11 protein-coding genes are annotated in these 12,852 nt (G+C 33.3%); 3 read left to right on the forward strand and 8 right to left on the reverse strand.

Annotated elements, in window-relative coordinates; genetic code table 11:
* Positions 1–905 precede the first annotated feature (905 nt).
* Positions 906–1,037, reverse strand: coding sequence for a hypothetical protein (locus tag RGRSB_RS10675; protein WP_269460791.1), 132 nt, complete (start codon positions 1,035–1,037; stop codon positions 906–908).
* A 377-nt stretch (positions 1,038–1,414) separates the two neighbouring features.
* On the opposite strand from RGRSB_RS10675, the gene RGRSB_RS10295 reads away from it, so the two are divergent.
* Positions 1,415–1,633: a hypothetical protein gene (locus tag RGRSB_RS10295; RefSeq protein WP_197715883.1), complete on the forward strand. Its 219-nt coding sequence runs from the start codon at positions 1,415–1,417 to the stop codon at positions 1,631–1,633.
* Positions 1,634–2,106: 473 nt separating this feature from the next.
* On the opposite strand, the gene RGRSB_RS01845 is transcribed toward RGRSB_RS10295, so the two are convergent.
* From RGRSB_RS01845 to RGRSB_RS10680, 7 genes are all read right to left on the reverse strand, one after another.
* Positions 2,107–2,589: a TolB family protein gene (locus tag RGRSB_RS01845; RefSeq protein WP_172582110.1), complete on the reverse strand. Its 483-nt coding sequence runs from the start codon at positions 2,587–2,589 to the stop codon at positions 2,107–2,109.
* A 27-nt stretch (positions 2,590–2,616) separates the two neighbouring features.
* Positions 2,617–3,108 (reverse strand): TolB family protein, encoded by a 492-nt coding sequence (locus RGRSB_RS01850; RefSeq protein ID WP_119260913.1) that lies wholly within the window; start codon positions 3,106–3,108, stop codon positions 2,617–2,619.
* 123 nt (positions 3,109–3,231) lie between these two features.
* Entirely contained in the window at positions 3,232–4,068 is an 837-nt protein-coding gene (locus RGRSB_RS01855; RefSeq protein WP_119259587.1) for a Ycf66 family protein, read from the reverse strand.
* 157 nt (positions 4,069–4,225) lie between these two features.
* Entirely contained in the window at positions 4,226–4,321 is a 96-nt protein-coding gene (psbX, locus tag RGRSB_RS01860) for a photosystem II reaction center protein PsbX (protein ID WP_119259588.1), read from the reverse strand.
* A 156-nt stretch (positions 4,322–4,477) separates the two neighbouring features.
* The gene (locus RGRSB_RS01865) at positions 4,478–5,587 is read right to left on the reverse strand and encodes a citrate/2-methylcitrate synthase (RefSeq protein ID WP_119259589.1); all 1,110 of its coding nucleotides are present in this window, start codon (positions 5,585–5,587) and stop codon (positions 4,478–4,480) included.
* A 248-nt stretch (positions 5,588–5,835) separates the two neighbouring features.
* On the reverse strand, positions 5,836–7,647 hold the full coding sequence (gene lepA, locus RGRSB_RS01870) for a translation elongation factor 4 (protein WP_119259590.1): 1,812 nt from the start codon (positions 7,645–7,647) through the stop codon (positions 5,836–5,838).
* Between the two features lie 1,730 nt (positions 7,648–9,377).
* Positions 9,378–9,500 (reverse strand): hypothetical protein, encoded by a 123-nt coding sequence (locus tag RGRSB_RS10680; RefSeq protein WP_269460792.1) that lies wholly within the window; start codon positions 9,498–9,500, stop codon positions 9,378–9,380.
* Positions 9,501–9,608: 108 nt separating this feature from the next.
* Here RGRSB_RS10680 and RGRSB_RS01875 point away from each other — a divergent pair, with 108 nt between their 5' ends.
* Together RGRSB_RS01875 and surE are read left to right on the forward strand one after the other, a co-directional pair.
* Positions 9,609–10,172 carry a DciA family protein gene (locus tag RGRSB_RS01875; protein WP_119259591.1) on the forward strand — a complete coding sequence of 188 codons (564 nt, stop codon included), beginning with the start codon at positions 9,609–9,611 and terminating at the stop codon, positions 10,170–10,172.
* 663 nt (positions 10,173–10,835) lie between these two features.
* The gene (gene surE, locus RGRSB_RS01880; protein WP_119259592.1) at positions 10,836–11,513 is read left to right on the forward strand and encodes a 5'/3'-nucleotidase SurE; all 678 of its coding nucleotides are present in this window, start codon (positions 10,836–10,838) and stop codon (positions 11,511–11,513) included.
* Positions 11,514–12,852: the final 1,339 nt, after the last annotated feature.

Raw genomic sequence — 12,852 nt, forward strand, 5'->3', positions numbered from 1 at the left:
TCAGTTAATGCAATCTTCCTTCTGTTATATTTGTTTATATATTAGAAGTTGGTATAAAAAATAAATATGACCATTTTCTTTTTCATTTTCTTAATTTAACTTTAAACTAAATTACTTATGTGCGTTAAGTAATTATTACAAATAATTATATATTTATTCTTTTATATTACAAGGTATTTATTTGTTTTTTTGATATATTTAAGAGATTTTATGTATTATCAATACTCTTTTTTAAAAAATCTAACTGAACCAAAAATTATTTTTTTAATTAAACTTAATAGTTGACTTGTACTATTTAGTATCTCTTTAATTTTTTATTATTCTGTCTTTAAATATAAAATTATTACTTTTATTTTCATTTTGGTGAATATTTTATGGCGAAAGTTAACTTCTATATTAATTATTAATAATTAATATTCAAATCTCTTTTATAAAAAATAGGCAATCTTTTAAACCCAACTAATAAAATTTAAAAAGTTAATAAAAAATATTGTTAGTTGATAAGTAAACTTTAATATTTGCCATAATTAATGCTTAAATTTTAGAAAAGTAATTTCTATTTTTTATTTTTTAGTAAATTTATAAATTTGTTATAATAATGTCTATTAATATAGAGTAATTTTTAAGTTTACAATGACTTTAGACTATGATTTTATTGTAATTTAAAATACCCTAGAAACATTGTATCCTCTGTTGGGAGCAGCTAAACTTAAGATGTGTGTCGCCTAGGTTATGGGAAACAAAGATAATAATTATTATACAGAGATTGAGCGCTATACTCTTAGTTATTTTACTGATCTTGAACAACAATAAAAAATAACAACTTAATAGGAGCTCGCTTCTAACTTTTCTCTATCTAAATTTTAACCCGACTCATATCAAGACTTAGACGCAACAAGTTAAAGCTAATTTAAAAGAACAACATTCCCTGTAATACTAGTGGCAATAGGGGTAGATGTAATTATTGAATCTTGAGAGTTTTTTCGTTTTCCACAACAAGCTTTCATCTTACCTAGTAGAAAATTACGCTCACGCACTTATCTTATTGCTACTGGTTCTATTCCTCTAATTTTTCCTATTATTGTCCTTTCAGAAGTAGGTTTTTTAACCATAGAAACTCTTTCTTTAGATAATCTTTCTCATTAAATAATTATTTTCAGCAACCCTCATTGGAATTTAATTAGCTTAAAATTTAGTCCGTTTAGGTTGTTCAACAACCAAAGTGATTGTTGAACAACCTAATATTTTACCTGAAAAAGATATTTCAGTTATTCAATCACTTCAAGGACAATTAGAAGCTTAAAGTATACAAATATTAACCCAAAGTCCTATAACTAAAGTTAAACGAATTAATCAAAGAAAATGGGAAAAAGCTGGAAATAAAGAAATTGAAGCTGATGAAATTATTATAGCTATGGAAAATCAACCGAATATCAAAGGTTTTAATTTAGAAGGAGTAAAAGTTAAATTAACTTATCAGAAGATTAAAGTTAATCAAAAACTACAAATAACTAACACTAAAATTTATACTTGTGGCATTACTATTGGTGGTGGTTATAAACCTTCTAATTTTGCTAAATATGAAGCTAGCATTGCCATAAAAATATATTATTTTTTCCTTGCTTTAAGGTAAACTACGGTCATCTTTCTTATGTTATTTTCACCAATCCTATTTTAAGCACTGTTAGATTAACAGAGACAGAAACAAGACAACAGCATAAAACGAATATTATTGTAATTGAAGAATTTTTTAAAACCTCATATAAAGCCAAAATTATGGGATAGATAACGGGTATTTGTAAACTTATTACTCGGTAGAATGGAGAGATTTTAAGTTTTTATTGTCTGGGGTTTAAATCAGAATAATTAATCGGAATAACTGTATTAGCTATAAATAAAAAAATTCTTATCTAGAATTTAGCACATCTATTTCCTCCTTCCCCAAGTATTTATGTGATCTTATCCGGAATAGTCTATGAGTGGAAAGATAAAAAATTTCAAAAAAATAAATTTTTAAGCAAGTTGTCAGAACAATTATCATGTTTTTTTAGCCTAATTGTTATTCTTTTAGCAAAGAAAATAGAGTTAACATCTGCTAAAAAAACATTAATCAGTAGGGTTTCCTGCACGGTTATAAACCATAATATCCCATTGACCATCTTGAGCAATCTCAAAAACAACACGATCACCATCTGCATTAATCATGGGGTTACGAACCTCTGCTTGCAGATTTTCAGTGAGGCTACGTTTTTGTTGAGTTTGACGATCATAAAGATAAATATTTGATTTTCCTTGACGACTCGTTGCAAAAACAATGTAGCGGCCATCCTCAGAAATTGAAGGGTGAGAGGCTACTTCATCAAGAGAATTTAATCCCGGTAAATCAATCAACTGTCGTTTTTGTGCATTAAATAAATAAACATCTTGAGATCCATTGCGATCAGACACAAAAACGATATATGAAGAGGTTACTTGAGGGGTTAATTCTGAAGACCGACTATTCAATCCTCGTCCTCCCGGATCAAACGGAAACGTCAGGAGACGGGGATAACCGCCACAACTATTTAAAAGAGTGGTCAAAATCGCCATTAAAATGAGGACAAAATACTTCACTATTTAAGGGTTAACGACTAAAGCACCATCAGGAATATCTAACTCTATTAAAGGACCGCGATCAAAGACTTCAACATCCCACTGACCCCGTTTTGCTGTTTCAAAGACAATATAGCGTCCCTCGGGGCTAATCTGGGGATTTCTCACCCAACTCCGATACCCCTGGGTTAACAATTCGGACTGTCGGGTAGCACGATCATATAAAGCAACATCTGGCCTTCCTCGAATACTAGAAACATACACCAGATAGCGCCCCGTTCGGCTTAAACTAGGACTGTCGAGAACAACATTATTCTGATTTAGTCCAGGTACATTGACTAACTGTTTTCCCCGCAAATCATAAAGTAGTATCTGACTAGTGCCATTACGATTGGAGACTAAAGCCAACCAGCGTCCATCACCACTTAGAGCCGGTTGACCATCATTATAGCGACTATTAAGTCCACCTAAAGCTTGAGAATGGTCAATAAAATCACAAGAATTCAGTAAACTCATTAAAATCAATAGAACCAAGTAATGCAATGGAAAATATAGACCAAATCTTTTACTAAAAAGAAGTTTAGAAAAATTTCTTGGGGTTACTTTTATTGATCTAGTTTGCACTTGAATTAATCGAGATTAATAATCGAAACGGGTAGGATTCGAATCATCATCATAGTGATCAATCTTTGACTCTTGATCAGTACTAGATAGATTTGTTTTCTTTCCTAGCTTACGTTGTGGTTGATCAATGGGTTGATAATCGACATAATCGTCTGGTGTAGCTTCTTCAGATGGAGAATTAGGATAATAGTTTTGCTCAGATGAAGCATGGAGAGGGTGTTTTCTAGAAGATCTAGGAGTGGTTTCTGAAGCTTGACTATCTGGACGGGGACGACGAGGAGTAGGACGTTCTTCCCACATATCAGAGGAATCATTCCAGGCATCATACGATTGAGAGGAAGGCGAACTAGGGCGACGAGGACGACGTTGACGAGTAGATTCACGATCGCTATAAGATTGAGTCGAACGACGAATACTCCTAGAACTACGAGGTTCTTCATACCCTCTCAACCTGCGGCGATTGTTAGTATATTCTGCCTCTTCTTCGTAGGGTTCGAGTCGATCCAATTCAGCTTCTGTATAGACACGAGTTTTACTTACCCGACGCTCATCATCCACGACAGGAAAATTTCGTCTCGCTTGCTCTGTTGTCGCACCTCGTAGTCGAACAGTTTCCACGGCAAAAAATATAGCTGAACCAGTCAGGAGAAACTGCCCAAATTGCAAAATAGGATCAAGTCGCCATCCTTGAAACAATAGAATTAAGCCACACAATAAACCTACTGCCGCAAAAAAGATATCATGGTCTCTCGATAATTCAGGGCGGACAGATCTTAAAAAATATAAGCCAGCTCCCGCCACTGCCAGAAATATACCAAGAATGCTGGCCGAATTCAACCCAAAATTTACCATTACCCCTCTCCATTCTCCATTTCTATAGTAGCGAGTTTTGACAAGGGATTTCCACCTTTTACTTTTAGGATATCTAGGGAATATCTCTGTCTTTAAAAATATTCAGTATTCTGACTGGGACAAACGTTTCTACTATAGAACGTTTGATCGTGCCACTTTAACTAATAAAAATTGAATCAACTGTGATAGGGAGAATAACAATAACATTCCTCAAAACTATACCCCACAAGAAGTTCGCTAAACAAGGTATCATACAATTCTACACTTTTTGCTAGTTTCGATGCGTTTGTCTACTTATCTTAAAGGGTGTTCAAGCAATTACATCAAGGAATTTACTGGCTAGAGATAACTTAAATTAGAGGAATACCCGAAATCACTACAAGTTTTTCAGAGACAATCGTTGATTAGATTATCTCTCTATGATAGGAGACCATTTTTGTTCGCTTGGTCCGGTGTATATAGATTTAGGGCGAATAATGCGATCATGCTCGAGTTGTTCAAAACAATGAGCTAACCAGCCTACCACTCGACTAATTGTAAATGTACTAGTAAATAGAGGTGTAGGAATATCCAGTCCATGCAAAACTAACGCAGTGTGGTATTCAACGTTTGTTTTAATACTTCGGTGAGGTTTGTATTCTTTGAGTAGCCTTAAAGCGATTCTCTCTACATCAATTGCAAGAGTCCAGAACTTAGAGGACCCTTTGTGGTGCCAAATATCCTCAGCTACTTCTGAAAGAAGTGTCGCCCGTGGATCTTTGACCCGATAAATGCGATGACCAAAACCCATTAAACGCTCTCTACTTTCAAACTTATGCCGTAAGTAAGGCTCTATCTCCGAAGACTCTTTAATCTCTAACAACATGTCAATAACTGGACCTGGTGCACCCCCGTGAAGAACCCCCTTCAAAGCACCAATAGCTGCAGTTATAGCAGAGACAAAATCCGAGCGGGTTGACATCACTACTCGTGCAGCAAAAGTGGATGCGTTTAGTCCATGTTCTACAACTGTGTTGAGATAGGTTTCTAGTCCTCGAACATGCTCGGGAGAAGAATCTTTTCCCGTAAGCATATAGAGGTAATTAGCTGCATGACTTAATTCTGGATGGGGAGCAATTATAGTTTTTTCGTTGATTAATCTCCAATAAGTCGCAGTAATTACAGGAATTGATGCGATTATCTTAAGTGCACCATTAATTCCTTCTTTATCCATACGATGTGAACGCATATCCATTGACAGACAACTCACTCCAATCCGCAAAGCTTCTGTTGGCTCAATTTGATTTTCAGCTACACTTTTTAGGACGTCTAATATTTTGGGATCAAGATCTCGATAACCTAATAACTTCTCAGTGAGTTGCTCCAATTCACCTTGGGTAGGGAGATGGCTGTGCAGCAATAAAAAAACAATCTCTTCAAAAGAAGCATTAATGGCAAGTTCTTCAAACGGAAACCCCAATATAGTCAATTTACCTAACTGCCCATTGATCTTACTGAGGTGATTGGGAATATTGTCCATATACTTCAAAAATCTGACTGACTGAGATGGATATCATACCGTAAATTATCACGTATTGTAGCATAGTCAGATTATATATTTACCACTGAAGTCAAAAGCTTTAAAAGCTTACATATCGCGCATTATATCTCCATTCTAGTTAGTTAGAGTGCTCTATTAGAAAGACTTTATACATCCTAAAAAAAATCATCTTCTAAGGTTAAATAACAGTTAACCCTTTTATTAGGAGTTAACTATTATCTAGCTAGTTACTGTGGATCTAATTTTAAGACAGCCATAAACGCTTCTTGGGGAACATCAACAGTTCCAATAGACTTCATTCGTTTTTTTCCTTTAGCTTGTTTTTGTAGTAATTTCTTTTTGCGAGAAATATCTCCTCCATAACATTTGGCTAACACATCTTTCCGCAGTGCAGGAATATGCTCACTGGCAATCACTTTTGTTCCGATCGCCGCTTGAATAGGAACTTTAAACTGATGACGGGGAATCAACTCTTTGAGTTTTTCTGTCAAAGCGCGACCTATGAAATAGGCTTTATCTCGATGGACAATCATAGCCAAAGCATCTATCCCATCTCCATTCACAAAGATATCTAATTTAACTAGGGGATTTTCTCGATAGCCGACTAAATGATATTCCATACTTGCATAACCTCGTGATCGTGACTTCAATTGATCAAAAAAGTCAGTGACTACTTCGGACAAAGGTAACTCATAAATCAAAGCAGTTCTTGATAGGGTGAAGTAACGCATATCCTTAAATACTCCACGGCGACTTTGACATAATTCCATCAATGTCCCCACATACGTTTCAGGGGTAATCATTTCTACTTGGATATAAGGTTCTTCAATTTTCTCTTGTTTTTGAGGTGGAGGAAGTAAACTAGGATTGTCAATTTCAATAACTTCTCCATCGACAGTGGTAACGCGATAAATTACTGATGGTGCAGTAGTAATTAAATCAAGATTATATTCTCTTTCGAGTCTTTCTTGGACAATTTCCATGTGAAGCAATCCTAAGAAACCACAACGGAAACCGAACCCCATTGCGCTGGAGGTTTCAGGTTCATAGGACAAAGCTGCATCATTAAGTTTAAGCTTATCCAAGGCTTCGCGTAGGTCTTCATATTGATCTGCATCGGTAGGAAATAGTCCACAAAAGACCATCGGTTTGGCCTCAGTATAGCCTGGTAGAGGTTTCTTTGCTATTTCTTTGGCTAGAGTAATCGTATCTCCGACCCGGGCATCTTCTACTGTTTTGATTGCTGCGGACAAATAGCCGACCTCCCCTGCGTGTAGACTATTTACTTGGACTTGGGTAGGAGAAAGAACCCCCAACTCATCAATATTGAACTCTTTGCCAGAGGCCATTAACCGAATGCGATCGCCATTATTAACAGTTCCATCCATAACGCGGAAATAAACAACAACCCCCCGATAAGGATCATAATAGCTATCAAAAATCAAAGCCCTCAAAGGTTTATCCACCCTATCTTCTGGTGGGGGAATTAGATGAACAATAGACTCTAAAATTTCATCAACTCCGACGCCACTTTTAGCGGAGGCCTTGATAATATTGTTGCAATCAAGACCGACTACTTCCTCAATTTCATTAGCCACCCGTTCAGGCTCAGATCCTGGCAGGTCAATTTTGTTTAAAATGGGAATAATCTCTAAGTTATTTTCCAAAGCCAAATAAACATTAGCCAATGTTTGAGCTTCTACTCCTTGGGACGAGTCTACTATCAACAAAGCCCCTTCACAAGCTGCTAAAGAACGAGACACCTCATAAGAAAAGTCTACATGTCCAGGAGTATCAATAAGGTTCAGAACATATTTTTCGCCATCTTTAGCAAGATAGTTCATTCGCGCTGTCTGTAGTTTGATTGTAATTCCTCGTTCCCGTTCTAAATCCATATTGTCAAGGAATTGCTCTTTCATCTGTCTTTGTTCTACCGTTCCAGTATCTTGCAACATACGGTCAGCCAGGGTAGACTTACCGTGGTCGATGTGGGCAATGATAGAGAAGTTACGAATATGAGAAACAGGAACGTCGGTCATATAGTTTCTAATGAGAATAGGTTCAGTCTAATTTAGAGCTTCTTTATTATTTATTGTAATGGTGATTTTGCTAAATACTGCTACGCCCTTGGATACAATTTTAAGTTAGTGAACTAAGAGTCCTTCTTTTGCCTTCTAGATAATTGTTGTCCTCTAAATCTAAAATTTTTAATTAATTATAAATGTTAATCGGTTAAGTCTAACACTCTAAGCTATTGAGAATATTCTGATTGCTTAATTTATCGGAGAAGTTAAGCAAAAGCAATTTCACCCTCACTATCCTGTCTTTCTGAATAGGTTTTATGTTTATGTTCTGAAGGAATAAAGAACTTATTAGTCTGTTTTTTTGTTCAATAGCCGCAACATCATTTTACATGCTTGCTTATCTTAAAAAACCCCAGAATTATTAGAAAAGGAATATAAATTTTAGTTTTAGAAAATTGAGTATACCCAGAAGAGGAAATCTCAATAATCGAGACAAGTATAACGAAATCATAACAACAGACACTATCAAAGTTTACTTACAACTTAAAAATTATCTCTAAAAAGAGAATAACAATAGAAAAATTTTAAAGAAAATAAAAAGCTATGTGACCGTAAGATTAGCAAAGTCGTTCTAATTATAATTAGATATCAAATAATAAAAATATCTTCTAAAATTATTCGTATCTTTTTAGATGTTAAAAACAGGCATAATAATTGTCTATTTCCTAAATTAAAGATAATTTAGGAAATACTACATATTAAATGTGTACAATACATAAATTAAAATAGTTAAAAGTATAAATTTTAGTAAAAAGTAGGTACTTAATACATAAATTAAAAAAATAAAAAATTTTAAAAGATAAAATAGAAAAGATACTAAATAATATAGAAATATAAAGAGTTATAGAAATATATGGATAAAGTCAAAACACTTCTATCTTATTAAAGAAATAAATTTGACGTTATTAACAAATAACAATCAAGCGTGCACAAACAATCTATTTAATCAGAGAATACAATGACATAATTAAAATAATTATATTTAATTTCTTAAAAAATTATAGCTTGAAATCAAGTTTTAAAAGAAAGAACAGTATTGAATAAAAAAATATTTAAATATAAATACAACTGAAATGGTTTAACAAAAACTTTATTTAAGACATATTAATTAAGTCAACAGTAATTTTAATTAAGTTATTAAATCTAGAGAGATATGGAAACAATTTATTTCTTTGACTTTTATTTTAAGCCACTTAGTAGTTTAAGTATTGATTAAATGACGATTTATAAAAATATCTGATACAACAAGAGGAATAAATTAATTACGATGGCAAAAAGACAGTAATAAAGCTTTAGTTAAGTTAGAAGATAGTTAGAGAAAAGTAACGGTTTTCAACGTCACGGCAACTGAATTAGAAGTTGAAGAAATAGAAGTAGATTTAGATTTGGTAGATAAGGTTGTTGAAGACTTTAGGAAGAAAAACTATTTAAGAATTTGTGCTAGATTTTACCTTTTGGCAAAGGTTAAGTTTTTTGGGTACAATACAAACACTTAAGTATTCAAGCTAATGTTTCTCAATGTTGAATGAAGACTTTATGAGAATCCTCTGGCACATAGAATGACCCCACAACTATTGAGCGATGATTGTCAGCCGGCTTTATATTGGTATGCTAAATTCACCACTTTTTTCTTAAAATTGTCTGAATAGCTATGGCAAGAACTAGTGAAGCTTTAATAAGTTAGTCTAGCTAGTAACATATGCTTCAAGAAGATCTTGAGACATATTTTTGGGCGGAACTAGAGCATTATCGTAATTACGAGTCATTTTCCCAGATAAGTTAGAAAAAGTTGATGAAGTAATAGTCATTCTAAATAATTTTATAAAAGGGTAGGTAACTTTAGGATGATTATTTTGTCGTTAAGCGTCACAACAAATCATAATTGAAACAAGACCAGTATATAAGGATGAAGTTTAATGGCTTTTAATTCCCTCAATCATTTAATAGCTGCTTTAACCAAACAACCTGGATGGGTGCGATATCAACGATATTACCGTCTATGCCAATATTGGAATGAGGTGATTGATCCTAAAATTGTTTCTCATACTCGACCCCTATATATTCAAAAAAATATACTCTGGGTAGCTACATCAAGTTCAGTTTGGGCTCAACATTTATCGTTACAACGCTACCTTTTCCTCAAAAACATTAATGCTCGATTTCCTGAAGAACCTCTTGTTGATATTCGTTTTTCGTCAGCTAAGTGGCATAATTCTCAACTCGTTGCAGACACCTTTGTCGAATCATCTCATCCGAGTAAGATTGATTTTCCAACTTCTTTACCTCAGACTACTTCTGATAGCTTTACGACTCCAGCAATCGCTTTCCAACGCTGGACTGACTTAATCAAAGCGAGATCACAAGGTATGCCATTATGTCCTCAATGTCATTGTCCAACACCCCCTGGTGAACTCAAACGTTGGTCACTGTGTATGCATTGTGCTACCCAACAATGGCAGACTAATTTTCCTCCTTCTTAGAAACTTTATTTAAGTTAAAGAATTATTTTTGAAGAGTTTATTGAAAAAAACATAAGGATGGTATTGTTAGTTACTCTTTTTTACCTTTTTTATATTTGATATTTACAGGTTTATATAAATAAAAGCATACATTTTAACTCTCAACTATCAATATATTTTTTATATTTTAGTTATTTCTAAAACTATTAGATGTACATTAAGATAATAATTTAGATTCACAGATTAAACTTCCTCATTTATAAGATAACTTTTTATACTAAAAAATGATAGAAGCTGCTAATTTTCTAGTATCTTCTTATCGTTTTTATCGTCATTATTAAACGGAAGGATTTAGGATAAGAATCTGCCAACAGTTAAATGTGACAGTTAGAGCTGAATAGAAAGCTTACACCTTAGCAATTTGACTTTTTGCTACTAATTTAGACAATTTATTCAATTTTAAAAAACTTTAACAACAAAATATTTAGTCAATTCAATAAAAGTTTTTATCTCTGAACCTGAAAATCATTCCGGTGCGAGAATAACGTCTGTTTAAATGAAAAATTCATCTTAACGTTAATAACTTTGATTTCTTAAAGAGCTCGTATTGGCTTTGTCTGAACGCAATTTTGAGTTAAATTAAGAACCAAAGGTTGAACATCGACTTAGGAAATAGGACATAACATGACTTTTATTTTGACCAATGATGATGGAATAGATTCCCCTGGAATTCGTGCCTTACACAATGCCTTGGGAGGACAAGGAGTTATTGTCGCTCCTAAAGAGCAACACTCAGGCTGTGGTCACCGCGTCACGACGAATAAACCTATTCATCTAAAAAAGCGGTCTGATAGTGAATATGTTGTGGATGGAACCCCTGTAGACTGTACTCGTCTAGCTTTAACTCAAGTGGCTAAAGAAACAAAATGGGTGCTGTCGGGAATCAATGCTGGAGGAAATCTAGGAGTGGATATCTACATTTCAGGGACGGTAGCTGCCGTTAGAGAAGCGGCTATGCATGGAGTTCCAGGAATTGCCATTTCTCATTGGATTAAGCGACCTTTAGTCATCGATTGGGACCTAGCAACAACATGGACGGCTAAAGTATTAGAGAAACTGTGGACTTATCCTTTATCTTCTGGAAGTTTTTGGAATGTCAATTTGCCTCATTTAGAGGTTGGTTCCCCAGAGCCAGAAATTGTATTTTGTGAAAGGAGTACTCATCCCTTACCGGTAGACTATTGGGCTCAAGGAGAATTTTATTATTATCAAGGGGAATATGCTAAACGACAGCGATCACAAGGAACAGATGTAGATATTTGTTTTTCTGGCAATATTACAGTAACACTGATTGACATCTAGTAAAAACTACCAGTGTTATCAACAATTAATTTTAAGGTCAATTGTCGCAAAAAACCCTTTATCCTATCAGCATTATTGACACTATCAATTTTTCCTGACTGCTTTGCGGCAAAAAATTTTTGAAATTGTGGCTAATAATCACAGGCTGTTAGTCATTGCTCATTTTATCTTTTCAGATTCTATGTTAGACAAAACAGAAATTTTTGAAATATCACTAGTAACTATAGAAATTCTGTTTTAATGACTATATGTAAGGACTAGCATTAGCAGTAGTAATTGTGAGATCATGATTGGTAGCAACTAGAAGAATTGTAGCTGCAACAGTGGTAGCTGTAAGGTTCATTCCCTTGTCCATTATGTTATTACGTCACGGCTTACAACAAAGAACTAGCGATATGAGTAATTGCTACATCAAAAACCTTAGAGAAATTAATTGTTTTCAGTGTAGTCTTAGTAGTTCTTGCCGATTAAGTAAGAATACCGGCAATAAATAAATTTATTGGTTATATTATTCATGGTCTTATGATGATGAAGGCGTTTTTTAAAAATTATTATTGCAGCTTTTTTTAAAAAAATTTAACGAGTGATGTTACTGCCATTGCTATTATTTCTATTGGTATTATAAACTATCTTTTTTGGTACTTTATTCCCTAAAAGCATAGATATTTAGAGAATTAGAAGCTACTATGTTAGCAGTATTTGACAGTCGATTAAGTTGAGTTTATTTTAAAAAAGTATGTGATGTGCTCCTAGGAGTTGCAATTATAATAATTTTTATTTGAATTATTCTTATTTACTTTCTAAAATTCGCTTTTATTACTATTCATAGTCTTAAACTGATTGCCAGAATATCAGGCTTATATTTAATGTGGCATGAAGTGATCATAGTAACTAATTTACAGACCTATTTTTGGGGTTTTATTTTCTCTTATTTAAGAGTAGGTGTCTTACTAAAAACAAAAACAAAAGAAGTCATCACATCGTGAAGCAATTACTTTTAATTTATTTTAAGTATTGATCCTAATTTTAATTATTATTTTGTTTTAATTAGTTCATTTTTTATAATTTTTAAATTATTTATAGTTTTAATAAGTTAAAATAGATGATTGTTTAGATACACTAGAAAATATTCCATATACAGTAGTTATATTTATTCGATAACGGATCAGCATGTTAGTTTTAATAACTAATGGTTTTATTACTTCAAAGTTGGCAATACTTTTGTTCCTACAATACAAGTAACTAGTATAAAATTTATAATAAAAAAAATTTTCAAAAAAATATATAAATTATTAGAACTATTAGAAGTTTTCAAAACAAGAAAAATTTTTAATTTTAA

The organism is cyanobacterium endosymbiont of Rhopalodia gibberula, from assembly GCF_003574135.1.
In the GTDB taxonomy this organism is placed as follows: Bacteria; Cyanobacteriota; Cyanobacteriia; order Cyanobacteriales; family Microcystaceae; genus Rippkaea.